Here is a 25,039-nt window from a genome sequence, read left to right as displayed (position 1 = left end):
TGGTTCTTAGTCTAGCAGGCGGTTTACAGCTCTGGTGATGCCTGATTTATATTCTGCATAGTTTGAGACCGTTAGAGAGAGCCCCTTGGCGAGGGTGTAGAGGATGAAGGCGTCGTCTTCTGCCTGCTCTTTGCTTCGGTTCTCATGCGTCTCCAGGATCACATCCGCAATTTTGAGCATGACCCGAGGCATGATGCCCTTACCAACGGCAGACATAACCTGCTCACCCATCTGAACCAGCTCAGCGCCATGAACAGAATTTCTCATCAGATCGACATGCTGACCTATGATCGTGTCCAAAGCGCGTAGGATGCGAGATTTGGAGTCATTGGTCTTTTCTTCAAGAATATCCAGTGCCTGGAGCCCAACCTCTTCAGAATACTCCTCGATTATGGTCTGGAACAACTCTTCCTTACTTCCAAACTTTTTGTAGAGCGATTGGCGTGAGAGGCCGACCGCGCTTGCTACGTCACCGACTGAGGTCTTTCGGAAGCCATATTGAGCAAAAACGCCCAATGCCTTCTTTTTATCAAAGTTTGTTTTCATGTTTACCTAGTTGACAATTTCAGTAATTATTGTCAACTTTATTATGCAGCACGAACAGGTGCCGCGCATTGGAGAATTTAATGAGCACAGTGAACAAGAGCAGCGCAGTATCCAACTGGACTGCGGATAAACTGCCTTCTCTTGAGGGTAAAACTTATATCATAACAGGCGGTAACTCCGGTATTGGCCTTGAAGCGGCAAGGATGCTTGCGAAAGCGGGTGGTGATGTTGTTATTGCCTGTCGGAATGTTGAAAAAGGTTCAGCTGCCCAGCAAGCGTTGCGAACTCAGGCGAAAGGAAGAGTAGATCTGGTCCAGCTGGACTTAAGCGATCTCTCGTCTGTTCGCCATGCAGCGGAAATCGTCGCTTCACGATACACCAAGATTGATGCTCTCATCAATAACGCTGGTATTATGCAGACACCGGAGTTGAAGAGTGTTGATGGGTATGAGTTGCAGTTTGCGACTAATCATCTGGGGCACTTTCTATGGTCAGGCTTGCTCAAACCTAATGTTGAAGCTGCAAAGGGTAGATTTGTTGTAGTTGCCAGCCTTGTGCACAAAATGGGGAAGATCAACTTTAACGACCTGATGATGCGTGAAAATTATGCGCCTATGAAAGCTTACTCGCAAAGTAAGCTGGCCACTTTGATGTTTGGGCTGGAGCTTCAGCGGCGCTTGTCGGATGCGGGGAGTGCTTCGTTTGTAGCTATGGGGCATCCAGGTTATTCAGCCACTAATTTGCAGAGTACTGGTCCTACAGGTTGGATGAACATGGCGTATAAGTGGATGAATAGCATGTTCGCGCAGTCTGCTGAGCGAGGTGCGCTGCCAACGGTGCTTGCTGCGGCTGGAGTGGAAGTTGAGCCGAATGGCTACTATGGCCCAACAAAGCGCATGGAGACTGTTGGACCGGTTGGAAAAGCGCAGATCGCTAGCCATGCGCTGAACCCAGAGGTTGCTCGTCGTCTTTGGAGTGAGAGTGAATGGCTCACAGACTTCAAATGGGCGTTTTAAAGCAAGGATGTGTTTTGTGAAGTTCGTTGCGTTGGAGCAAGCTCATTTAATCGATTGAAAGAAAAAAGCCCGTGATACGAAATCACGGGCTTTTTATTGCTTTAAGATGTGTTCTTTGACGACTTAAGCGTCTTTGGAACCCACGAATGCGATACGCAGCATGTTTGTGGAACCCGGGGTGCCGAATGGAACACCAGCGGAAACCAAAACGCGCTGACCTGGCTTTGCAAAACCTTCGGTGTTTGCAAGGCAGCATGCGCGGTCGATGAGGTCTTCCTCAGTCGCAGCATCCTGATTGGCAACACAGTGCAGACCCCAACCGATGGTCAGGCGGCGAACTGTGGAGATTTCAGGAGAGAACGCAATGATTGGTGTTGCAGGACGCTCGCGGGATGCGCGCAGTGCTGTACCACCAGATGCGGTGTAGGAAATAATCGCTGCCAGATCCAGAGTTTCAGCGACCTGGTGAGCTGCAGCAGTGATTGCGTCAGCGCCGGTTGCTTCTGGTTCTGTACGTTGAGCGTGGATGATGGAACGGTAGTTTTCGTCCTGCTCAACTTCCACGGCGATTTTGTCCATGGTTGTAACGGCTTCCGTCGGGAAGTCACCTGCAGCTGATTCAGCGGAAAGCATCACTGCGTCCGCACCTTCAAACACTGCATTTGCCACGTCAGAAACTTCTGCGCGGGTTGGCACAGGAGACGTGATCATGCTTTCAAGCATCTGCGTTGCAACAACAACTGGCTTACCAGCTTTGCGGCATGCGCGGATCATACGCTTCTGAAGGCCTGGAACCTGCTCAAGTGGCATTTCAACGCCAAGATCACCACGGGCAACCATGATTGCATCGGACAGCTCGATGATCTCAGAGAGACGATCAATTGCCTGAGGCTTCTCGATTTTTGCCAGAACGCCAACGCGGCCCTGAGTGGTGTTGCGAACTTCGATGAGGTCTTCTGGGCGCTGTACGAAGGACAGTGCGACCCAGTCAACTTTTGCATCGAGAGCTGCAAGAAGATCTGCGCGGTCTTTTTCGGTCAATGCACCAACAGGGATCTCTGTATCTGGAACAGAAACGCCTTTACGGTTGGAGATCTTACCGCCCACTTCAACAGTGGTCACGCAGCGCTGTGGAGACGCTTCAGTTACACGCAGGCAAACTTTGCCATCATCTACAAGAAGGCGGTGGCCAACTTCGAGGCTGCCAAGAATTTCTGGGTGTGGGAGGTATACGCGGGATGCGTCACCTGGAGCGTCGTTTGCGTCTACAACAAAGGTTGCGCCATTTTCTAGAACTGGCTTTGCGTCATCTGCGAAAGTGCCAACGCGCAGTTTAGGACCCTGTAAGTCAGCGAGAATGCCGATTGGACGGCCTACTTCTGCTTCTACTTCGCGGATGCGACCAACCAAATTGTTGAGAACTTCGTGGGAGGAATGGCTCATGTTGATGCGGAAAACATCTGCACCTGCAAGCCATAGCTTTTTGATTGCTTCTTTTTCGGAAGACGCCGGGCCGAGAGTTGCTAGAATTTTGACCCGTCTATTACGCTTCATCGTCCACCTGTTCCTTGCTCTACCGGCTCCGTCAGCTGGACCGTCCAGCTGCTTTGCTCGCCTGTATCTATTTCAAAGAAACCTGTTCGCTCATAACCGCGAGCGACACAGTCTTCTATACCGCGAATGGTGAACTTTTTTTGACGTACACACATATACGCCTTGCCATCCCATTCGCCATTTTGATCCGTTTGTACTGCGTACAAGTAATAGTAGCGTGACGCCAAGTCCCCGGACACCAGTGTGTCGCAGGTGTTTTTGTCGATGGTCCACCATCCTTCGGTGATCCAATCGGCGCCATCGCGGTAGCCTATTGCGATGTTAACTGTGCTTTCGGTCTTATTGCATGCACGAAAGTCCGCTTTAGCAGAGGGGATCTGCTGAAAGCTCAGAACTCCAAAAGCAACACAGGCAAGAGCCAGTGAATTTTTCCGAAAACGGTTTATTACAGCAGATGCGAAGTCGTTTCTGGATGTTCTCATAACAGTCATATGTACAGCTACAAACGGCAGTTTAATGCGTTCAGTTGATGCCCTTGTCAACGTGGTTCAGCCCATGGCCGACGTGATTTCGAGCACGACTAAAGGGTAATACAGGTTGTTCTGAGTAAAGAACGTTGCCCCAGCTCACCATTGACCATGCAAAAACGGCAGGATGATGAATTGGCTTAAACCCGACATGTCATGCTTTGGTTGCGCCACCCTTACTCTGGATGAGTGTGGACGACCCCCGTCAACATTTGAAATATGATCCAAAAGTCGGACCTTACCTCTAGGAATCTGAATATCTTTATTGGCCTGAGTTCTACATGGAATCAAGCGAAAAGCCAAAAAACAGTGTTACCTCCCACAGTTCCTCCCTTTTTTGGCTGTGATTTTTTGAAAGATAAGACAAAGAGATAAACATCATTTCGGACAATTGTCCGGTTTGGACCGCTCAATAATGAGCATCAGGAGATTAGCAAAACTCGTATTACGTAGCGGAGCCGAAAGTTGTTTCTTGATGCTGCGACACTTTGTCGGGTTTTGATTGAGGCAAATGTTCCGCTGAATGGAAATCTCGAATTTGTTATCTTAAATTTCCGAGTGAAGACTTTTAGTTAGCAGGCTGGTTCGCTGATATATTTAGCTGGCGAATTTGTCGCGCAGATTTATCTTTGGACAATTGTGAGTATGTTTTGACTGCGGTATCAATGCGTACGTAGCGGCACTTATTTTTATGGCAACCTGTAGGGGCTACCTGACAATGAATGTCAGATAGAGAAAACAGGCCACAATGCTAAGGTGAATTTCCGTCAGGTGAGTGCCAATAGATTGTGCGGCAATTGAGGCAACTGTTTTATATTCCCATTGAAATTCAGTTCATCCCCCAGAACCTGTAAAGGTTGCTGAAAAGAGGTCGTGAGCGGTTGACCCGTGTGCTCAGTTCTGGCAGCAAGACAACAAGGTTAATGGTGTTTCGCACGAACGTAAGGTGGATTTCATATGTCAGATGCCGGTGGTGTAGCAGCAGATCAGCTGCGCGCATTTATTGAACGTATTGAACGTCTTGAAGAAGAGAAAAAAGTTATCGCGGATGACATCAAGGATGTTTACGCGGAATCTAAGGGTAACGGCTTTGACGTGAAGGTGATGCGCAAAATCGTTTCTTTGCGTAAGCGTAAGCCGCATGAGCGTGAAGAAGAAGAGGCAATCCTCGATCTTTACCTGCATGCGCTCGGCATGGCTGGCCCAGTAATGGAAGACGCATAAGCGCTCCAACTGGTGAGAGCAGCGCGTGTGTATGCGCGAGCTGCTTCTTAGCACGAATTCTGAAAGAGGCTCCTTACTGCGGTGAGGGGCCTTTTTTCGTGGTTTTGGAGTGGTGAGAGGTGCCCGAGCGGGCAGTGCTGATTGGCTTTGCTGATATAGGCTGAGCTAGCTGAGGGCAGGGGAATGCTTTCACGGCATTTAGATGCCGCGCTGCCGAGCATTCATTACAACGTGATGCCTATCTGGAGGAGACTTTCATCTCGCCTGTGTAGATTGAGTCCAGCCATGCGATTGCTGATCCGCGGTTGATCCGTTTGCGAATTGAGCGATATGGCGTTTGGGTCAGAGCGTCCTTTAAAACCGTTGTTACAGGGCTCATCAGAACTGCCAGTTGGTTCTGGTCTGGATGCTGCATGGTGATGGTACGACGGTTTCTTGCTGTCCATGTAGGATCAAGCATCAGCACTGCGTTTGGCTCTGGAGCTGAATGGAAACCTACCAACGGTGATCCGTAGACCGGGGCCTTTGTCACAACAGTCTGTTGAGCTGGTTGTGATTTCGGCATCAAATCTGGCAGACGCTGCTCTGCGAAGAGTGCCTGTGCGGAGAGCGCAGTTTTTTTGTTGAACTTGCTCTTTGGTAGATCTGCAGTTGCGGCAGGAGAGGCGTAGGCAAGCTGTGCGCCTACAAGAGGACGCAGGCTGTCAGGTGTTTGCTCGCCAGTTGCTGCAATGATCGCTGCAATGCCATCCTTTGGTGTTTCCACTTTTGGTGGAATGACTTGAGCCCGCTTTTGAGCTGCAGGGGTGGCCGCCGGCAAAGCGGCGACCTGAAGGATTTGTTGCGGTTTTATGCGCGGACGAGCGGAGGCAAACAGATTGAGATTCTGCTCCGTTGGTGCAGGCGCAACCTCACTCTCATCCTGTGGCTTTGCATATGGTGTTGCTGAAGCCAAAACAGCAGGAGAAGCTGCTTCTGGAACCGGGCTTGCTGCTGGCTGAGTTGCTAGCAATGCCACTTTAGGCTGCGGAATAGCGTTGAACTCGGTTTCTACCCGGCGGCTTGGATCTGGCTCACGCACTTTTGGTGCTTTTGTTGCCGGAGTTGGTGCCGGTTTGCTTTCTTCGTTACTGCCTGAATTGCTGAACAGGCGGGAGAAGAAGCTTCCGCCACTGTTGGGCGAGCTTGCCCGGGCACTTGCTTTTGACGATGACGTGGAACGACTGGCAACGCTGGTTGAGCGGCCTGAATCTTTCCGTTTTACAGCAGCAAGTGTCTGCTTGTAACGCGCCATTGGTTTTCCATCGGAAGGGACATGAATGGTGTCACCCTTTGGAAATACCTTTGCCAGTTGAGAGCGACTCATGCGTGGCCAATGGCGTACAGAGCCGGTGTCCATGTGAACAAACGGCGTGTTTGAGCGCGGGTAGTAGCCAACGCCGCCAACATGCTGACGCAAACCAAGCGCACGTAGTTTGGCTGTGCTTACACCGGGAATGAAGAAGTCCATTGCGCGGCCTCTGGTGTGCTGGCTGTTTTTAGCCACACCGCTGGAGCGCTTACGGAGCATATTGTTGGTTTTAGGCGACCGATAAGCGGAGACAACATGGATGTACTTGCTTGTGCCTGCTTTCTGGTAAACTTCCCAGATGAGGTCAAACAGTTCAGGATCCATTTTCGTTGGCTCTTTTTGGCGCCAATCCCGAAGGAAATTGTTGAGCTTGCGAAGGCCTTCTTTGTCATAGCGGCCATTCCGCTTGAAGGTGATTTCCGCCCGCTCTTTCGTGTGGGTGAAGTACAGCTTGAGCGTGCGTGTGCTCGCACTGGCCGAAGCAATTGAGGTGAGGAAGAACGCACAAAGAACCGCTGCGACCAGCACTGAAATGCCAGGCAGACGTTTACCAAAGTCCGAGCGCCCGAATGCAATCATGTCACGCAATTGAATCTCGCTTTCGCGTTATCGGCTAAAACCTTACCCCAGAGCCCCACCTCTTTATCTAGTGCGGACAAGGTTAATGAGCCTTTACTTTAGTTACAATTAACGCGAACTAGTGACTTCACGGCAACAATCCAAGTTTTTTGCCAGAATCCGCTATTTACATGCGACAAATGCGCGCGAATCCGCACGCATAAGTCGTCATATTACTGTGGATACATGTGGATAGTGACAATTTTAAAGATTCAGAGCGTCGATCGTCGCCTGGTTATGCCCGTAGATATCCGGACGTCTTTGCAGCTTTCCAGCTTCATCCACAAATGCGGTGAAGTAGGAGATATGCACCGGGATATCCCTTTGCAAATTCACCTGGGTCTGCTTCTTGCCGACAAGTGAGCGGATGTAATTACCTGTCATCGTGTTTTGCGTGGCCATCAAGGCGTCAGCAAACTCAAACGGGTTCTGCACGCGGACACAGCCGTGTGAGAAGGCGCGCTCAGACCGGTTGAACAGCGATTTGGACGGTGTGTCGTGCAAGTACACGTTGTGCTTGTTCGGGAACATGAACTTGATTTTGCCTAGCGCGTTGCCGCGTCCCGGACGCTGACGGATGCGGATCTGCTTGAAGGTCACGGCATCCCAGTTCACACGGCGAGGATCAACGATCTTGCCGCCATACACGATCTCGTAGTTGCCCTTTTGCAGGTAGCTTTGTGGGTTGCTTGCGCGCAGTTCCGGCAAAAGCTCTTTTGATGCGATGGAGTATGGGACGTTCCAGTATGGATTTACGATCACATGCTGCATCTTGTCTGAAAAGACCGGTGTTTTGTTGGAGCGTTTTCCAACAACGACGCGGGTTTCATAAAGAACAAAGCCATCCATGTTCAAACGAACCATGAACTCTGGAATATTCACGCGCAGATGGGTTTCGCCCAGCTCGCGCGGCATCCAGCGCCAGCGTTCCATGTTTGCAATAACGTCATTGATTGGGTCACCGCTAACGCGCCCATTGAGGGCAAGCAGTGTGCGTGGGCCAACCGCGCCATCTGGATGCAAGCCGTTTGCAGCCTGGAAGGCTTCAACGGCATAAGCCAGATCCTGCGTATAGACGTTCATTTGAGATTCAACTGTCGGAACACTCAGGCGTTCGCGAAGAACGGCAACGCGGGAGCTTTTTACTCCAACTTTCAGGACTTTGCCGGCTGGAATGACAACTTGCTTTTCAAGGCTGCCATTTTCAGTGTGTTCTCTTAGTTCGGCAAGCTGCTTTTTCAGCGCTTTGTATTCTGGATGCGGAGGGTTGAAGGCCGCAAGAGTTTTTGCCGGAGCAACCGAGTGCGCTATGGATGTCAGCGCTTCAATCGGGTCTGGCCTTTCCGGACGAAGGGTAATGTCCTCGGAAATCGCATAGGGGCTGACGCGGCCAGCCTGGGCATCCTCTGCGTATTTGAGGATCGAGTGGGTCAGCTCAAGTTCTGCTTCCGCGATTTGCTCTGGGGTTGCTTTGCCATCTGCATTGAAGCCTGCTGCTGGCACCGGGTAGTCGGCGGCGTGCAGGCCTTCTTTATCGGCTGATTGCAGAGTTTCCATAACGGACAAAGCACTGGTGGAGAGCTTGCCTTTCAGGATCCAGGCGGGCTGGAAGCTTCTGTTTTCGTAGAACAGTTTTGCGGCAGCTGCTTCGCGTTTTGCATGGAAGTTCTGGCGGCGGTGTTTTTTGCTAAGCGCCTGCTGAATTTCCTGCGCAACAGGATTTGACTGAGCGAGGTTTACTTGCTCGAGCTGCTCGTCAAAATTGTCAGGAATTGCGGCTTGCGCAGAATACATAGTTGACGAAAGCGCAATAACTGCCCCTGCGAGCAATGCTGATGTGCTCGTTCTACCAAACATTTATGACTACCCACCTGATAACTCTTTGATCTTTATAGGCACAAGAAGAGTGCCTCAAAAATTAAGAGTGTTGTTTTGCCCAAACTTATATTTATTACGCATATACACTAATGCGTTTTGAGATAGCACGACAGCGTGATGTTTTAAATTCAAGGATCAGTGATATGAACTTAAACCCACGGTTTTTTGTTAGTCGCTATGCTTTATCGATTTATTGAGATGCACGCGTGCCTGTGGCTTGCGCGAGGCTTACTCATTCGCTTCCAACCATCCTGCAAACTAAGCTTTAGTGCGCAGTTTTGCTTTCCGGAGTTTCTTCCAGACCATATTCCTTCAGCTTGCGATAAAGCGTTGAGCGCCCGATGCCCAAACGCTTGGCAACCTCGGTCATGCGGCCTCCGTAATGGGAGATTGCTGTCCGGATCATTTCCTCTTCAACACTGATGAGCGTACGCACGTGGCCCTCGCCATCGAGTGATCGCATATATCCAAAGGGAGGTTGCTCCGCGTCGAAGGCTGAAACGGCCTCGACCTGAAGAAATCGTTCGTCCTGCTGTTCCTCCCATTTACTCGCTACACTTAGGGATGAAGAATAGACGTCAGCTTGCGGTTCTTTGTTTCCGGCAGGCGGTGCTGCCGCGTAACTCATTGGCGTATCAGTCGCTTGAGCTATTTGCGGGAAGTCATCGCATGTCAGGCTTGGACCATCGCACAGGACAACGGCGCGGAATACTGCGTTTTCAAGTTGGCGAATGTTGCCAGGCCAGTCATAACTCTTAAGCATATTGACCGTGTTAGATGTGATGCCCGTGACTTGAGGCTTGCTTTCTTCTGCAGCAAAACGCGCAAGGAAATGACGGGTAAGCTCAGGAATATCCTCACTACGATCTCGTAGGGGAGGGATCCAAATTGGGAAGACGTTGAGGCGATAATACAGATCTTCCCGGAACTTACCTTCTTTTACCTGATCGATCAGACGTCGGTTTGTCGCTGAGATCAGGCGGAAATCTACTTTTATCGGTTTGCGTGCGCCAACTGGGTCAACTTCCCCTTCTTGCAGCGCTCGCAGGAGTTTTACCTGTACTTCCAGTGGGAGCTCGCCGACTTCGTCTAAGAAGAGGGTCCCGCCGCTGGCTTCCTGAAACTTGCCCATGTGTTTATCGACAGCGCCGGTGAATGCACCTTTCTCGTGACCGAAGAGAATGGATTCCACCAGATGATCTGGAATAGCGCCGCAGTTTACGGTGACAAACGGCTTGGACCGGCGCTCGCTGGAACCTTGAATAGCGCGCGCAATCAGCTCTTTACCAACTCCAGACTCGCCTTCAATGAGGATCGGAATGTTGGAGGAGGCAGCTCTTTCGCCCAGTCGTAGGACACGATCCATCGGCTCAGACCGCGTGACGATATTGTCGAAGGTGAGGGTGCCTTCTGTGTGCTTGCGGATGCGGGTGAGTTCACCTTCCAGCGTCGCAACTTTGAGAAGGTTGGTGATGGACACTTGCAAGCGCTCAGGGCGGCTTGGTTTTACAACGAAATCCTGTGCACCAGCGCGCATAGCTTCGATGACAGTTTCAATGCTGCCGTTGGCTGTTTGAACAATGACAGGGACTGCATTCTTAGCGTCGCGGGTTTCTTTCAGAACCTGAAAGCCATCCACTTCTGGCATCATCAGATCAAGGATGACCAGATCGATTTCTGATTGGGCGCTTCCTGTAAGGATTTCCAGCGCTTCGCGACCATCGACACAGCTTTTAGAACGGTACCCAAACCGCTTTACGGCTTCTTCCAGCAAGCGTCGTTGGACCGGATCGTCATCTACGATCAAAATGCGCTGTGCCATGGGAAATCCCTTCAAATCGATTGGGCAGTAATGCATAGTGTGCCAATTCAGGTCATCCTGCACCTAATTTGGTAAACAAATTGCCCACTTCATTTTGGGGATCTTGTTAAAAGACGCCATTGCATGTGTAAGGATTGGACGCATATTAAAACAGTGTACTGCAGAACTTGTTTTGCAGACCTCAGGTTTCTTTTCTGGCGCAATGCCATCCCATAATCGGACGCTCATATGACACTCAAGCACGTCACTCCATTTTCCATCACCTATCAAAGCGCTGATGCAGCCACGGCAGGCTCTGCCCTTGGTGAACTGCCGGAGTGGGACCTTTCAGTTTTTTACAGCTCTATTGATGATCCTGCGATTGATCAGGATATGGCGCGTGCGAAAGAACTGGCAGAGCAGTTTGAAGCAGACTGCAAAGGCAAGCTTGCTGAAATTGCAACACGTTCTGGCGATGAGCTCGCCGAAATTGTGCGTCGTTATGAGGAACTTGAAGATCTGATGGGGCGTATCGGCTCTTTTGCCGGTCTGGCTTACACCAGCATCACAACAGATCCAGCTCGTCAGAAATTTTATGGCGATGTGCAGGAAAAACTGACGACTGCGAGCCTTCATATGCTGTTCTTCTCGCTTGAGATGAACAAGATTGAAGACGAGGTTCTGGAAAAAGCGCTGAACTCTGAAAAGCTGGCGTATTATCGCCCCTGGCTGGAAGACCTGCGCAAAGAACGCCCGCATGAGCGCAGTGAGGAAATTGAGCAGCTGTTTCATGAGAAGCACGTGACCGGTGCTGCCGCCTGGAACCGGTTGTTTGATGAGACAATTTCTGGTTCTCGTTATGAGATTGATGGTGACGAGCTTTCCATTGAGCAGACCTTGAACTTGCTGCAAGGACCTGATGGGGACATGCGCAAGAAGGCTGCTGGAGCGCTTGCGAAAACGTTCGGCAAAAATCTGAGCATCTTTACGCTGATCATGAACACGCTGGCGAAAGATAAAGATACTTACGACCGCTGGCATAACTTTGATGATATTGCTGACAGCCGCCACCTTGCCAACCGTGTTGAGCGTGAAGTTGTTGATGCGCTGGTTGATGCAGTCCGCGCTGCTTATCCGCGTTTGTCGCACCGTTATTATGCGATGAAAGCCAAGTGGCTTGGCGTTGAGAAAATGAATTTTTGGGATCGTAACGCGCCGCTGCCGCAGGCTGACACGCGCGATATTCCATGGGATGAAGCAAAAGGCACCGTTCTGGATGCTTATGCGAAATTCTCACCAGAACTTTCCGAAATTGCAGGGCAGTTCTTCGATAAAAACTGGATTGATGCTGCATCCCGTCCGGGGAAGTCACCAGGTGCGTTTTCTCACCCAACCGTGCCAAGCGCACACCCGTTTGTGCTGATCAACTATCAGGGCAAAATCCGCGATGTGATGACACTGGCGCATGAGCTTGGACATGGTGTTCATCAGGTTCTTGCAGCGCCAAATGGTGCGCTGATGGCGCCGACCCCGCTGACACTGGCTGAGACCGCTTCAGTATTTGGTGAGATGCTGACCTTCAAGGACCTGCTTGCAAAGGCTGAGACACCTGAAAAACGTCAGATCATGCTGGCTGCCAAAGTGGAAGACATGCTGAACACGGTTGTGCGTCAGATTGCATTCTATACCTTTGAACGTCAGGTGCATGAGCTGCGTAAGGAAGGCGAGCTGACCGCTGAGCAGATATCTGCGATCTGGATGGGTGTTCAGGAAGAAAGCCTCGGTGAGGCGATTGACCTAGAAGGCGGCTATGAGAACTTCTGGACCTACATTCCGCATTTCATCCATTCGCCGTTCTATGTTTACGCCTATGCCTTCGGTGATTGCCTCGTGAACTCGCTCTATGCGGTTTACGAAGAAGCTGAGGATGGCTTCCAGCAGAAGTATTTCGATCTGCTGAAAGCGGGCGGCACCAAGCACCACAGTGAACTGCTGGCGCCATTCGGTCTGGACGCAACCGACCCTGCCTTCTGGCAGAAAGGCCTTGCCGTGATCGAGCGCTTTATTGATGAGCTGGAAGAGATGGATAAGGCGTAAGGTCTATCTAGTTTGAATTAGGAGGCGGGGGCTTTGGCTCTCGCCTTTTTTTGGGGGGATAAGGACGTTTTCCCAAGCTAAGTGATCTTTTCCATCAGAAATCATAGGCACTAGCTAACAGCATTTGCATTTACAGTGAAGCCATACTGATGATGTCAGGGGCGGAATATGCGCAAATGGTTTGGAATGATTATCCTTACGCTTCTTGTAGGAGCTTGTGGCACCTTCTCCAGCTTTCAATGGCAGTTAGATGGTTTTCCGATTGATCCAAATAAGAACTATATTGTGTGGCGCTTTGGCAGCGTGGAGCTAGATAAGTCAGCTGTGTTTTGTAAAGTAGACACTGAAGGTCGGTTTGAAGATTGTCAGAGCGACAAAAACAGCAATAATAGCAAATTATTCGTCAGTTTTTTCGGCAGTCCTCGAGTTGTCTTTAAGTACAAAAATGAGCATTTTTTAATCATCAATTCACAGAATACCCGCTCTGGAAAATACGCATTTGTTTATGGAAGCTCTGGGAATGCGTATGGGCAACGAAAACGCGTACTAAGGCTGGAAGATGCGACATATGTGGGTGACTTTGCACCGGGCACAGTAACCGTGATCCCTTTTGGATGGGAGAACCGACATAGTGCAGCAGGTCTGAAAAAAACAGTTGAGGCAGGCATGCGACAAGCATTTGGCAAAAAGGCTGATGTGTTGAAAGTAGGGGTTGCGCAGAAAGTGCCCGTCAAATGCGACACGATAAGTCATGGGTTCTGGAAAGGTTCCGAAACGACTTGTCAGGTCAAGTGAAGTAGCCGCATTGGTATTTTGAGAGCGGAGAACCTCATGTCGATAGTGAGAAGTTTTGGAGCATTAATTGTCACTGTGGTTTTAAGTGCGTGTGGAGGTGGACTCCAATCTGATATCGCGGCTTCAGAATCTGACTTGCAAATATGGGGGCTTTTTGAAAAAGCATGTATTTCTTCGAATGCGAAAGAACGAGAAAGATACCTTAAGGCCAAAGGCTGGAAGGTGATTTCCTCTTCAGGTGGTGATCTCCCATTGGTTTCGATCGCTGAGAGCCGGAATTTTAATCGTAAGACTACGAAAGCGTATCGCTCTCGAAATGGCGACAGTGTGCTTGTTCTTGGAGAATATAAGTCAGCAGATGCAACTGAGGCTTCTCCGACATGTTATTTTGCTACAAGTATGAAGTACGGCTCCGTCAGGTTTTTTGACGATAAAATTAAAAGCTATGTCTTTGATGGTTATAAAAGAGATGCGGGTTCTTTCTCAAAGAGCGTAAGGATTTCCGGAGGCGTCAATCGAACCAGCTGGATTAATGAGTTAGAGACAGCCTCCGATGGAAAGCAACTATTTGATGTCGCTGGAGTCAGCTTTGTTTCAGGTGCGCAGGGAAGCATGGCACCTTCACTTGTTTTGCGCGTGAATAAATAACTCAGAGCATCAGGAGCCTGCTCGGCGAGATCAGCCCGCTCTCGCCTCACTGATCTACTGTTGAACGTCGGTTCTGCCGCGGACGGACATCATGGTGCCTGATAGGGTGGCGACTTTCTTTTCACTGCCGTCCTTAATTGCATAGGCCGTGGCGTTGACGAAGGTGATTGTGCGGCCTGGTTTTTCTACTTTTGCTCTGAAGATGAAATGGTCTCCCGCAGCTGGGTTCATCAGGTTGGTTTTGAGTTCGATAGTAAGTACAGCAGCGTCTTCGCCCATCAGAGAGAAAGCTGCGTAGCCGGCTGCGCTGTCGAGGGCTGTGGTGACGATACCAGCGTGGAGGAAGCCGTGTTGCTGGGTAAAATCCTTGTTGTACGGCATGGTCAGCTCGACGATACCGGGTTCTACATTGGCGATTTCAATACCCAATGAGGCCATGGCTGGCTGGCGGGCAAAGCTGTCTCGTACTTTCTTCTCGTAGCCTGAAAATCGAGGCGTAAACTCACTCATATTATCTCCGAAAATGTCTATCTGAATCTGTTAGGTGGCAACTATGCCAAGTCTTAGTGCGGGATGGCTCTTATAGTCTTGAAGGAAACGGACAGTTTCAGTCTTGCGCCAGGTTTGTCGGAACTGGGCTGGTGTATGGCCGGTCTTTTCGCGGAAATCCCGACTGAGATGAGCCTGATCAGCAAACTTGTGATCGTAGGCAATATCAGTGAGTGAGGTGTTGGTTCTGGTAATATCAGAGAGAGCCTCGTGAAACCGATTGAGCCCCGCGAACGGCTTGGGGGATAGACCCATATGCGCTTTGAAATGACGGCGCGCTGTTCGTTCTGACCTCTTGTCAGGCTGATCATCAGCATATTGTGGCAAACTGTTATCGGGTACGGGCGAGATCAAGAGGTCGCATATTTCGATAAGGGTTTGATGGATGCCCTCGATACTTAACCGAGCCAGAGTATGTTGCTGGAGAACGGCTGCGATTTGCTCTTGCATACGGTATGATGGATGCTGAATGGTTTTGGGTGGCAAGTGCTTAAACCTCATCCCCCATATGGTGCCGATTACCGGATGTTTCTTAGGTGAAGCTGTCAGTTTAGGAGGTGTGTATTTCGGCTTGAGTGGGGTGTCTGAATAGTCTGCGTAATGTTCGAACCGCAACGAAGCATAGGGGGAGGCGAAGTTGCCCTTGCTTTGGGCCGAGAGCGTTCCATCGTCGCGGAGGTAGAATGCACTTTCAATGAAATGCGTTTGCCTGTTCGGGGTGTTGAACTCCAGGTAACAGGCTTTGGTATTGGCTAATTCACTTGAAGGCACAGTCACTCACAAACCTCACTGGATTATTGAGAGGAGTGTAGAGGGAACTGAGTAGCTTACTGAAGCTCAACGTTTGTCGGAGTTATAATATGACTTTGCTGGCTCTCTTGTTTGCTGCTGACCCTTTGCCCACTAACGGTGTTGGTCTATCAGGATAGGGTTTCCATCCGGATCAATCACAGTAAAGCTTGCTGGACCAGATGTGGTCTCGTCTGCTTCTTGTCCGTGAACTTCAATGCCATCAGCTTTCAAGCGCTTTTGGAGCTCCCTCACATCGAGGAACTCATCGAGAGCTTGTGCTTCCTGATCCCATCCTGGATTGAAGGTGAGCATGTTCTTTTCAAACATTCCCTGAAACAGCCCGATGATTGTCTCGCCATTTTTCATGATCGCCCAGCCATCTGTACCATCACAACTGGGATCGCATGCGAAGCCGAGCTTTTGATAGAACGAGATTGACGCTTTAATGTCTTTAACCGTCAGGCTGATTGAAAATGCACCCAGTTGCATGTGACTTCCCCCTCAAGAACCACTTTGAAACGTCTTAGATGCTCAGCATAAGGAATGTTTTGCAGAGCTCAAGTTGGTCATAAATTAGTATGCAACAGATGCCACCCAAGCGGGATTTCCATTCTGGATTTGATTGTGTTTCGTTGCAGACAAGTTGACTGAAAATTGCAGGTTCTTTTTTCGGGTGATGAAGAAATATTCATAGTGCGCATAGCAACGTTGAATTCTCTAAAAAACGCGTTTTTTCGGCATTGCTGGAGCTTTCTGGCATTGTTCTAGAGAGCCTGTCCTGCTACATCCTGCGACAGAATTGTAACGCATACGAGGACTGGCATGATCCCGCGCTATTCGCGTCCTGACATGGTCGCTATTTGGTCTCCTGAAACGAAATTCCGCATCTGGTTTGAGATTGAAGCTCATGCTTGTGATGCTCTGGCAGAGCTGGGTGTGATCCCAAAAGAATCTGCTGAGAAGATTTGGGAGAAGGGTGGTCCAGCTACCTTCGACATTGCGCGGATTGATGAGATCGAGCGTGAAACCAAGCACGATGTGATTGCGTTCCTGACGCATCTTGCTGAAATCGTTGGTCCGGAAGCACGCTTTGTGCACCAGGGCATGACCTCTTCTGACGTTCTGGACACTTGCTTCAACGTTCAGCTGGTTCGCGCTGCAGACCTTCTGCTGGCCGACATGGAAAAGCTGCTGGCTGCTTTGAAGCGCCGTGCTTATGAGCACAAAGACACCGTAACTATCGGCCGTTCCCACGGTATTCATGCTGAGCCAGTGACCTTTGGTCTGAAAATGGCGCAGGCGTATGCTGAGTTTGATCGCTGTAAGAAGCGTCTTGAACTGGCTCGTGAAGAGATCGCGACCTGCGCTATTTCCGGTGCAGTTGGCACATTTGCAAACATTGACCCGCGTGTTGAAGAGCATGTTGCTGAGAAGCTGGGCCTTGGTGCTGAGCCGGTGTCTACGCAGGTTGTTCCTCGTGACCGTCATGCCATGTTCTTCGCAGTTCTGGGTGTGATTGCGTCTTCCGTTGAGCGTCTAGCGACTGAAGTTCGTCATTTGCAGCGCACAGAAGTTCTGGAAGTTGAGGAGTTCTTCTCCAAAGGCCAGAAGGGTTCTTCTGCGATGCCGCATAAGCGGAACCCGGTACTGACCGAGAACCTGACTGGTCTTGCTCGTATGGTTCGCTCTTATGCATTGCCTGCGATGGAGAACGTTGCACTATGGCATGAGCGGGATATCTCGCACTCTTCCGTTGAGCGTATGATCGGTCCTGATGCGACTGTAACGCTGGACTTTGCTTTGGCACGCCTGACAAACGTTATGGAAAATCTGATGGTTTACCCAGAGCGTATGATGGGTAACATGGATCGCCTTGGTGGTCTGGTGCACTCGCAGCGCATTTTGCTGGCACTGACACAGGCTGGTGCGTCTCGTGAAGACAGCTATCGCCTTGTTCAGCGCAATGCAATGAAGGTCTGGGACAGCTATCAGGTTTCTGGTGATGCGAAGGTGGACTTCCTGACTGAATTGCTGGCGGATGAAGACGTTCGCAAGCATCTTTCTGAAGAGCAAATTCGTGAGCGCTTTGACCTTGGTTACCACACCAAGAATGTCGATGTGATCTTTAAGCGGGTCTTTGGCGAAGCCTAAGGCGCCCGTGCACAGCAGTGGAGGGGAAGATGAAGCTTTATGGTCTGCGGATTTTCGTGAGTGATATCGAAAAGGCCAGGGAGTTTTATGCCGAAACGCTCGGCCTTCCTCTTAACTGGGATATGCCAGAGCTTGGCGCGTTTGGTGCCAAGCTTGACAATGCAGAGCTCATCATCGAGCAGGCACACAACGAGGAAGACCAAGAATACATTGGTCGTTTTCTCGGCGCGTCTCTTCAAGTTGATGACATTGTCGATACTTATGAGCGCCTTTGTGAGAAGGGTGTTGCCTTTACCAGCCCGCCTGAAAAGCAGGTTTGGGGTGGAGTTCTTGCACATTTTCATGATCCGTTTGGCAATGTTTTGACACTGCTGGGCGAACCTCGCTGACAACATAGTCCTTCTTAGTTTTAATGGGACTAATGCCGATCAGGAGTCATGACTATGAGAATTGCGGTTATCTCGGACATTCACGGTAACCTGCCTGCTCTGGAAGCTGTTCATCGCGACATAAAGCGGAAGTCACCGGATCTGGTGTTTAATCTGGGTGATTGTGTTTCGGGGCCGTTGTGGCCAGAGGAAACGGCTCAGTACCTCATTGCGGAAAACTGGCTGACTGTGCGCGGCAATCATGACCGGCACTTGGTGGACCATGTCCAATCCAAAATGAGGCTAAGTGATGCACATGCTTATTCGCTGCTTTCTGACGAATCCAAAGCGTGGCTGAAACAACTGCCAACGCAAATGGAGCATGTCGAGAATGTGTTCCTGTGCCATGGGACGCCGTCAGCTGATAATGTTTATCTCACCGAAGAACTTTGTGGGGACCACACCAAAATTGCATCGCCGGAATACGTGTTAGAGCACGTTGGAAATGTAACGTCACCGCTGGTTGTTTGTGGGCACTCCCATATCCCTCGGGTCATCTGGTTGGAAACGACCGGACAAATCGTGATGAACGCAGGCAGTGTTGGGCTGCCAGCCTACGATGATGACAAGCCTCATGCACATACGATGGAAGTTGGAAGCCCCCATGCGCGGTATATGATTGTGACCCGGGTTGGGACGCGATGGTCCTTTGAAGAGCGGATGGTGAACTACGATTGGGACCATGCCAGTAGAAAAGCTGCGCGTAATCAACGTGGAGATTGGGCTGGCGCTTTGAAAACTGGGTATTTTCGTCCTATTAAGCTGCCAGACTTTTTAGCACGACCACGTATTGAGGAACCCTATGAAGATTTCTGAGGCGGACATTCTCATTGTCCCCGGCCTGCATGGCTCCGACGCAAACCACTGGCAAAGCCGTTGGGAAACCAAATTCTCCACTGGTCGGCGCGTTGAGCAGAGCAGTTGGAGCAAGCCAGACCTTGAGGAATGGGTGAATGCTGTTGTGAAAGCGGTCGAGGAAGCTACGCGTCCGGTGGTGCTTGTTGCGCACTCCGCTGGTGTTGCTGCAGTGGTTCATGCTGCGCCTCGCATCAAGAATTGGGTGAAGGGTGCTTATCTGGTTGCGCCTGCAGATGTTGATGACAGCTCATGCGTGCCGGCTGAGTTGCATAGCTTTGGCCCGTTTCCAACCTCTCCGTTGCCGTTCCATGCCAAGGTTGTGGCGAGCCGCAATGATCCGTACTGCACTTATGAGCGTGCTGAGCAGCTTGCCAAGCTCTGGAATGCACGATTGCAGGATGCTGGTGAAAGTGGCCATATCAATTCTGAGAGCGGTCAGGGGCCGTGGCCAGAAGGCATCATTTCGTTTGCTCATTTCATGAAAGAGCTCGGGTAACTCGTATAGGTTGATGAACGTCCTCCTTCCGGTGCATGTTTTGTGTGGGGAGGGTGTTTTATGTCGCGATTTGCTCACACACCTTATGACGGCTCTAAAAGGCCGTTTACCGTTGGGCTCGAGCCTCTTGACTTGAGAGAGTGGATTGAGCCCGATGAGGTTTTGGCTAAGCACCTTGATGAAAAAGAGCGGCTCATCGCTGACCCTGAAGCCCTTGTGTTTGCTGCTGAGGCGGATACTGAGGCAGCACAGCGCGAAGCGGCAGACCTCCTTGTTGCTCATCTGCCTGCCCAGTTTCCTAACATTTATGAGCTTCACTCTGATCACTCTCTTATCGTGAAGAATACAGGGAAGTGCGTTGATCTATCGTCCTGTTCCGAGGCGCCATTACTCGCGATTTCCCGCCTTGTGCAGGAAGATCTAGTGCTGATGCGCAAAGGTTATGACGGGTATAGGCTTGTCGCAGCGAGCTTGTGTTTTCCTTCCAGTTGGTCATTGGCGGAAAAGTTTGGCGGCTCTATGAGTGCGATCCATGAAGGGGTGCCGGACTTCAATGGGCACCGTATGGGGCTCATGGTTCAGCGTATCTTTGAAAGGCTGGAGGTAGATAAGCCAGTTTGGCGACTGAACTGGTCTCTGTATACGGACACGGAGCTACACCATCCGGTTTCAGGTTTGCGCGATGAAGTTCTCTGCGAGCCCGATCTGGCATTTGAACAACTCTATGTGCGCGTCGAGAAGCAGACATTGAGGCGCCTGCCGGACAGCGGCGACATCCTCTTCACCATCAGGGTTCACCACGATCCTGTTCATAGCCTACTAAAACATCCGGATGGTGACCAGCTGGCCCAAGGCCTAAAAACACAGTTGCTTGGGCTGACCGCAGAGCAGCTGGACTACAAAGGCATCAAAGCGCATGCATCAACTATCGCACAAGCGCTTGATATGGTTGCAGAAGAACGTGTTTAAACTGGTTGAGACTCTGGCAAGTAATGGCTTGGTGTGTGGCCTGTCAGTTTCTTGAAGGCGTTGCTGAAGTGGGCGTGGTCGAAGTAGCCCAGGGAGTGGGCCAGATCTGTCAGGTTGAGGTCTTGCCCTTTGTTGATAGCGTCAACAGCAGCCAACATGCGGTAACGTTCGATCACCCATTTGGGATGAACGCCTACGTGGCTTTGGAAGAGGCGTTGGATTGTTCTTGGCTGGAAACCTGAAGTTCTGGAGAGGTCTTTCAGATTACTGACCTCGTCCGTTGTCGCGATGGTATCGACGAGTGCACGGGCATCCTTCGCTTTAGATGTCAAGGGATGCTTATGTGAAGTCAGGAGGTTGTCCATCTGAACAGCGAATGCGGTTGGCTCATCTGCAGATTCTAGCTGTGAAACTAGTTTTTGTTCGGAAATGTGGAGAAACGGCTCGATGTTCTCGTGGGTGTTGAGGAGCGAAGAGGGGTTGTATCTGAAAAAATCTGCGAAGGCTCCTGGACGAAACTTCACGCCAAACACCCGGCCTTTCTGCTGCAAGGAATAATGGAATACGCCTGTGTTGATGCCAAACACGCCTGTCGTCTGCAAGGTGTCGATGACAATATGTTGAGATGGGTGGGGCAGGTTAGCTTGCTTATATGGAGGCTTGCCTCGAAGGTCCCATGTGACCAGCCAATAGAATTCGATGGCATCTTGCAATGGTTCAGCTGGGGTGAGCCAGTCCAGATTGAAGTGCTGGAGGCTGCGTTGCTGGTTTAGCAGTCCGCTGATCTGAGTTGAGGTGTCATCCTGATTTGGCATAGGCGTAAAAGATAGCAGCTGTCGCGCTTTTACAAGCCCTTCTAATTTTGACGCAGTAGGTATTCCGCTCTGAATGCAAGGAGCTGAACATGGCAAAGATTAAATGCACCTACAAAGTTGAAGAATGGAAGGAAGAGACTGCAAAAAAACTTTCCAAGATGAGCAAGATCACGTCGGTTCGTGCTCATGGCCCCGTCAGCGGAGAAATTGTTGGGCAGGTGAACATGTTTTACCTTCTGGCCTATGTAGCTGAAAAAGAGGGCAAATACTCAGGGTACACACAGGTCTCCGGTCGATACGGTTCGCGTGAGGGCACGTTCCTCGTTGAGGAGAACGGGGTGTTTGCTGCGCAGACTGTTCGCTCTTCGATGACTGTGGTGCCCGGTTCCGGGACTGGAGGATTTGAAGGCGTTTCTGGTCGGGGGGAGTTTGTTACCTCTCATGGTAACGCCGTTGAGTGCAGGCTTGAGCTGGAGTTTGTGGAGAGTGTTGAGCAAGCCTGAGCAAAGATGTGATTAGGTAATCTCCAAAAGTGCCCTTGGGTTCTCTGCGTTTTCTGCTAGGTTTTGCAGTGCACTATATATTGCAATAAGAGTGTGAGCCGCAGGAACCCCATATGCCTTCATCTCGTGACCGGGAAGCAAACAGAATGACCGCCCGCCTTGGCCGCTATGCCAAGGTTGGTGGAAATATGAGTGGCATTGCAGCCAAGCTTGCAGCTGGCAAGCTCTTCGGCTGGGATCAAGACCCTGCGAAGAATGCAGCTTCCATCGCAGAATCCCTTGGCGAACTCAAAGGACCGTTAATGAAAGTGGCGCAGCTTCTTTCAACGATTCCTGATGCCGTGCCTCCTGAATATGCAGCAGAACTGGCGAGCCTTCAGGCAAATGCACCTCCCATGGGGTGGGCTTTTGTTAAGCGACGCATGCGGGCAGAGCTTGGCCCGGGCTGGCAAGGCAGGTTTGATAAGTTTGAGAAGGAGCCTGCAGCAGCGGCTTCTCTTGGTCAGGTGCACAGAGCGTATGATCAGGATGGGGCGATGCTGGCCTGTAAGCTTCAATATCCGGATATGGATAGTGCGGTTGAAGCTGATCTGAATCAGTTCGACATGTTGCTTGCTCTGCATCGACGATTTAGGCCTGCGATCGAGACTTCTGAAATTGCGAAGGAAGTTGGTGACCGATTGCGGGAAGAGTTGGATTATCGACGGGAAGCGCGGCATTCAAAGCTCTATGCCAATGTTTTTGCTGCAGATGAGCAGATCCAGATTCCAGAAGTGTTTGAAGATTTGTCAACGCGGCGGTTGCTTTCCATGAGCTGGCTGGAAGGACGTCCGCTTCTGGCCTATCGACAAGAAAAGCTGGAGGCGCGTAACAAGATTGCGCAAGTGATGTTCAAGGCATGGTGGCACCCGTTTGCGCATTATGGTGTGATCCATGGCGATCCCCATCTTGGTAACTACACGATCTTTGAGGATGGCGGAGAGCCGGCTGGTGTGAATTTGCTGGATTACGGATGTGTGCGCATCTTCCCTCCAGATTTCGTGCAAGGCGTGGTGGATCTGTATCACGGTCTGCTTGAAGATGATCAGGACCGCGTGGTTGCTGCTTATGAGACATGGGGTTTTGATGGACTGACGACTGAGCTTATTGAGACTTTGAATATCTGGGCGAGTTTTATTTTTGGCCCGTTGCTCAGCGATAGAGTACGCTCGATTGCCGATGGTGTTTCTCCAGCGGCTTATGGGCGGCAAGAGGCGTTTCGTGTGCATCAGTCCCTCAAAGAGCTGGGGCCGGTGAAAATACCTCGTTACTTTGTTTTTATGGACCGGGCGGCTATTGGGCTTGGATCTGTATTCCTTCACTTACGAGCAGAGCTTAACTTCCATCAACTGTTTAATAAGCAGATTGATGGGTTTGAGCTGGATGCGTTGAGTTCCCATCAAAAGAACCAACTGGACTTATGTGGTTTGACTGGCGAAGATTGAGGCACATACTCAGGCCGTTGGAATTATCCCCGGCACCTAGGTTATTTCCAGAGCGGTTCTTTAGGGAAGTTGCGTCACCGGACCATGTGATGTTAAAGACTCGTATCAGGAAAACTACTTGTTTCGAGGGGGAAGCATGGCTGACGGGAGCGCGTCTGTTATGGACTATGAGGAACACGAGAAGACCTACAAGAACTTTATCAACTTCTCAAAGGTTGGAATTCTTGCAGCTCTCACATTTGTACTCGTTATTGCAATGATTGGATTTGGTGGTACTGCCGGGACGGTTTGGGCAAGCATCACTACAATCGCAACAGTGATTGCAGTTGGCGTTGGCATGGCGTCTGGTGACAGATCGCACGTTGTACCGGGAATCGTATTCCTGCTTGCTTGTGTGGTAACAGCTGTGCTGACAATCTAAGAAACCTTCAGGTTTCAAAGGTTTTGAGAATCGCAGGAGCAGTGTGCTTCTGCGATTTTTCGTTTCAACCCCGAAATTTGCCAGAGGCGCTGCCCTTTTCTGATCATTATTGAAGAATAGAGCCTTTAGTAAGAGTTGTTCTGAGTTCGGGTATCATATGTCTACTGCGCAAACTGTTCGCGTTCTTCTGCGCTGTTCCTTGCTGCTTGCAATCTTTATCGTGGTTGCAGTTGTCTCATCACCATCTCATTCTGCCTCGACTGATCTTGGTTTCTCCCAGATCCTGAAGGAAGAAGGCGTTTCTGCGCGTGGTAGCAACTACGAGATCGTGCCGCCGGTGTTGCGGAATGGGACATTGCTTGTTTACAGCCTCAGGGTTCATGGCAAGACTTATAAGGTGCGTGGTACGGCGACATTGAAAAAGCGCATCAATGAACTGCATGCGCTGAAGGGTATTCAAGAACTGGATACGGTTTCTCAAGCGGGTGAGGGCGTTGTGACTGCCGTTGCCAAGCCTCTGACATTTCTCGGCAGTCTTGTAACCTCTCCCAAAGAGACACTGAGTTCCACTGCTGATGGCGTCGGCCTGTTGCTGAATGGGACTGTGAACACCATTACTGGGAATTCCGGAGCGACTGCTCCTTCCAAAGAAAGTGGTAAGAAGACTTCTGCGGTTGAGAGTGTTGCTGCGGCTGTAGTAGGGCGAGATAGAGCCCGGCGCTATATTGCTGTTGCAGCGAATGTAGACCCTTACACGACGTTTCCTCCACTCTCTGACGCGCTTGATAAGGCTGCCTGGGCCTATGCGACTTCCAACCGCCTGACCAATCTTGCAACTGTGTTTATTCCGGGTGGTGTTGGGACGGCGGTTAGTGGAGTTCTGGCGACAACCAACTTCAGTGAGGCCCTCAAGGCCAGCCCGACCGTTGCTGATGAGACGATGCGCGAGATGCTTGGTGAGATGGCTATTCGCCAGAGCAGCACACGAGCATTCCTGAGCGCTACGTCTATGACGCGCGGTGAAAAGATGATTTTTGTCGCAAGCCTACACTCTTTGAAAGGTGTTCGAGGGCGAAGTGATCTGGTTGATCAGGCAAGCCGGCAGGGGCTTTCTCAAGAGGCGGGATATTATTATCTGTTGGGTCTGATGATGATCGCTGATTATCATATTGATACAGAACGTCTTGCTTCTGTTGAGCTGTTTGAGGGAATTCCGATTGGTACGACCAGAACGGGGCGTAAGGTTGCCTTTGTTGCTGGTGACCGAGTTGGCTGGAGTGTTGATCAATCAACAACCACACTCAATATCGCAAGCCGTGTAAATCAAACCCATTCGGGCACTGGAGCGAGTGAACTGCGCGTGTTGGGATTGGTTCATCCGACGTTAAAAGCGGAGCTTGGTGCGTTGAACTGGGTTATCCGCGAAAAAGCTCCACTGGCTACTTTCAAAGAAATTGACGTAACAAGCTGATTAAAAAAGTGTTTGGGGTGAGCTCTGAAAGTGTCACCCCAAAACCC

At 50.5% G+C, this 25,039-nt stretch carries 24 protein-coding genes; 14 read left to right on the top strand and 10 right to left on the bottom strand.

Features of this window, described 5'->3' with window-relative positions; genetic code table 11:
* Nucleotides 1–6: 6 nt before the first annotated feature.
* On the bottom strand, nt 7–546 hold the full coding sequence (locus PsAD13_RS23700; RefSeq protein ID WP_057461810.1) for a TetR/AcrR family transcriptional regulator: 540 nt from the start codon (nt 544–546) through the stop codon (nt 7–9).
* A gap of 80 nt (nt 547–626) precedes the next feature.
* Between PsAD13_RS23700 and PsAD13_RS23695 the strand changes: the two genes are divergently transcribed.
* Entirely contained in the window at nt 627–1,562 is a 936-nt protein-coding gene (locus PsAD13_RS23695; RefSeq protein WP_208986906.1) for an oxidoreductase, read from the top strand.
* A gap of 123 nt (nt 1,563–1,685) precedes the next feature.
* On the opposite strand, the gene pyk is transcribed toward PsAD13_RS23695, so the two are convergent.
* Both pyk and PsAD13_RS23685 read right to left on the bottom strand, forming a co-directional pair.
* Nucleotides 1,686–3,116 carry a pyruvate kinase gene (gene pyk, locus PsAD13_RS23690; protein WP_057462049.1) on the bottom strand — a complete coding sequence of 477 codons (1,431 nt, stop codon included), beginning with the start codon at nt 3,114–3,116 and terminating at the stop codon, nt 1,686–1,688.
* Nucleotides 3,113–3,598 (bottom strand): DUF1036 domain-containing protein, encoded by a 486-nt coding sequence (locus tag PsAD13_RS23685; RefSeq protein ID WP_208860363.1) that lies wholly within the window; start codon nt 3,596–3,598, stop codon nt 3,113–3,115. The genes pyk and PsAD13_RS23685 overlap by 4 nt, the downstream gene beginning before the upstream one ends.
* A gap of 1,002 nt (nt 3,599–4,600) precedes the next feature.
* Here PsAD13_RS23685 and PsAD13_RS23680 point away from each other — a divergent pair.
* A complete protein-coding gene (locus tag PsAD13_RS23680; protein WP_057462047.1) occupies nt 4,601–4,867 on the top strand; it encodes a DUF2312 domain-containing protein in 267 nt (88 codons plus the stop codon).
* 238 nt (nt 4,868–5,105) lie between these two features.
* On the opposite strand, the gene PsAD13_RS23675 is transcribed toward PsAD13_RS23680, so the two are convergent.
* The 3 genes from PsAD13_RS23675 to PsAD13_RS23665 all read right to left on the bottom strand — a co-directional run bounded on the left by PsAD13_RS23675 (nt 5,106) and on the right by PsAD13_RS23665 (nt 10,536).
* Nucleotides 5,106–6,797: a DUF882 domain-containing protein gene (locus PsAD13_RS23675; protein ID WP_063302797.1), complete on the bottom strand. Its 1,692-nt coding sequence runs from the start codon at nt 6,795–6,797 to the stop codon at nt 5,106–5,108.
* Nucleotides 6,798–7,040: 243 nt separating this feature from the next.
* The gene (locus tag PsAD13_RS23670) at nt 7,041–8,693 is read right to left on the bottom strand and encodes a L,D-transpeptidase family protein (RefSeq protein ID WP_208980564.1); all 1,653 of its coding nucleotides are present in this window, start codon (nt 8,691–8,693) and stop codon (nt 7,041–7,043) included.
* A 286-nt stretch (nt 8,694–8,979) separates the two neighbouring features.
* On the bottom strand, nt 8,980–10,536 hold the full coding sequence (locus PsAD13_RS23665) for a sigma-54 dependent transcriptional regulator (protein WP_063319655.1): 1,557 nt from the start codon (nt 10,534–10,536) through the stop codon (nt 8,980–8,982).
* A 228-nt stretch (nt 10,537–10,764) separates the two neighbouring features.
* Here PsAD13_RS23665 and PsAD13_RS23660 point away from each other — a divergent pair, with 228 nt between their 5' ends.
* From PsAD13_RS23660 to PsAD13_RS23650, 3 genes are all read left to right on the top strand, one after another.
* Nucleotides 10,765–12,612 (top strand): M3 family oligoendopeptidase, encoded by a 1,848-nt coding sequence (locus PsAD13_RS23660; protein ID WP_063319654.1) that lies wholly within the window; start codon nt 10,765–10,767, stop codon nt 12,610–12,612.
* Between the two features lie 168 nt (nt 12,613–12,780).
* Entirely contained in the window at nt 12,781–13,407 is a 627-nt protein-coding gene (locus tag PsAD13_RS23655; protein WP_084404804.1) for a hypothetical protein, read from the top strand.
* Nucleotides 13,408–13,443: 36 nt separating this feature from the next.
* Entirely contained in the window at nt 13,444–14,055 is a 612-nt protein-coding gene (locus tag PsAD13_RS23650) for a hypothetical protein (protein WP_063319653.1), read from the top strand.
* Between the two features lie 54 nt (nt 14,056–14,109).
* On the opposite strand, the gene PsAD13_RS23645 is transcribed toward PsAD13_RS23650, so the two are convergent.
* From PsAD13_RS23645 to PsAD13_RS23635, 3 genes are all read right to left on the bottom strand, one after another.
* Complete coding sequence (locus PsAD13_RS23645) at nt 14,110–14,565, bottom strand: PaaI family thioesterase (protein ID WP_063319652.1); 456 nt, start codon at nt 14,563–14,565, stop codon at nt 14,110–14,112.
* 30 nt (nt 14,566–14,595) lie between these two features.
* On the bottom strand, nt 14,596–15,381 hold the full coding sequence (locus PsAD13_RS23640) for a helix-turn-helix domain-containing protein (protein WP_063319651.1): 786 nt from the start codon (nt 15,379–15,381) through the stop codon (nt 14,596–14,598).
* Nucleotides 15,382–15,507: 126 nt separating this feature from the next.
* Complete coding sequence (locus PsAD13_RS23635) at nt 15,508–15,885, bottom strand: VOC family protein (protein ID WP_063319650.1); 378 nt, start codon at nt 15,883–15,885, stop codon at nt 15,508–15,510.
* Nucleotides 15,886–16,218: 333 nt separating this feature from the next.
* On the opposite strand from PsAD13_RS23635, the gene purB reads away from it, so the two are divergent.
* From purB to PsAD13_RS23610, 5 genes are read left to right on the top strand one after another with little or no spacing between them, the layout of a single operon-like run.
* Complete coding sequence (gene purB / locus PsAD13_RS23630) at nt 16,219–17,547, top strand: adenylosuccinate lyase (RefSeq protein ID WP_057462039.1); 1,329 nt, start codon at nt 16,219–16,221, stop codon at nt 17,545–17,547.
* A 29-nt stretch (nt 17,548–17,576) separates the two neighbouring features.
* Complete coding sequence (locus tag PsAD13_RS23625) at nt 17,577–17,936, top strand: VOC family protein (RefSeq protein ID WP_057462038.1); 360 nt, start codon at nt 17,577–17,579, stop codon at nt 17,934–17,936.
* A 54-nt stretch (nt 17,937–17,990) separates the two neighbouring features.
* Nucleotides 17,991–18,791, top strand: coding sequence for a metallophosphoesterase family protein (locus PsAD13_RS23620; protein ID WP_063319649.1), 801 nt, complete (start codon nt 17,991–17,993; stop codon nt 18,789–18,791).
* Nucleotides 18,778–19,329: an alpha/beta hydrolase gene (locus PsAD13_RS23615; RefSeq protein ID WP_063290258.1), complete on the top strand. Its 552-nt coding sequence runs from the start codon at nt 18,778–18,780 to the stop codon at nt 19,327–19,329. The genes PsAD13_RS23620 and PsAD13_RS23615 overlap by 14 nt, the downstream gene beginning before the upstream one ends.
* Nucleotides 19,330–19,389: 60 nt before the next feature.
* The gene (locus PsAD13_RS23610) at nt 19,390–20,298 is read left to right on the top strand and encodes a DUF3445 domain-containing protein (RefSeq protein WP_063319648.1); all 909 of its coding nucleotides are present in this window, start codon (nt 19,390–19,392) and stop codon (nt 20,296–20,298) included.
* Here PsAD13_RS23610 and PsAD13_RS23605 read toward each other — a convergent pair.
* Nucleotides 20,295–21,113 (bottom strand): helix-turn-helix domain-containing protein, encoded by an 819-nt coding sequence (locus tag PsAD13_RS23605; protein WP_063302787.1) that lies wholly within the window; start codon nt 21,111–21,113, stop codon nt 20,295–20,297. The genes PsAD13_RS23610 and PsAD13_RS23605 overlap by 4 nt on opposite strands.
* An 89-nt stretch (nt 21,114–21,202) precedes the next feature.
* On the opposite strand from PsAD13_RS23605, the gene PsAD13_RS23600 reads away from it, so the two are divergent.
* From PsAD13_RS23600 to PsAD13_RS23585, 4 genes are all read left to right on the top strand, one after another.
* Nucleotides 21,203–21,616, top strand: coding sequence for a DUF3224 domain-containing protein (locus PsAD13_RS23600; protein WP_063302786.1), 414 nt, complete (start codon nt 21,203–21,205; stop codon nt 21,614–21,616).
* Between the two features lie 113 nt (nt 21,617–21,729).
* Nucleotides 21,730–23,100: an AarF/ABC1/UbiB kinase family protein gene (locus PsAD13_RS23595; protein WP_063319647.1), complete on the top strand. Its 1,371-nt coding sequence runs from the start codon at nt 21,730–21,732 to the stop codon at nt 23,098–23,100.
* A gap of 136 nt (nt 23,101–23,236) precedes the next feature.
* Nucleotides 23,237–23,521 (top strand): aa3-type cytochrome c oxidase subunit IV, encoded by a 285-nt coding sequence (locus PsAD13_RS23590; RefSeq protein WP_208980563.1) that lies wholly within the window; start codon nt 23,237–23,239, stop codon nt 23,519–23,521.
* A gap of 157 nt (nt 23,522–23,678) precedes the next feature.
* Complete coding sequence (locus PsAD13_RS23585) at nt 23,679–24,992, top strand: hypothetical protein (RefSeq protein WP_063302784.1); 1,314 nt, start codon at nt 23,679–23,681, stop codon at nt 24,990–24,992.
* Nucleotides 24,993–25,039: the final 47 nt, after the last annotated feature.

The sequence above is a fragment of the Pseudovibrio sp. Ad13 genome (assembly GCF_001623225.1).
Lineage (GTDB): Bacteria > Pseudomonadota > Alphaproteobacteria > Rhizobiales > Stappiaceae > Pseudovibrio.
The sequence above is the reverse complement of the archived record's forward strand: the minus strand, read 5'-3'. Positions and strand labels throughout refer to the sequence as shown.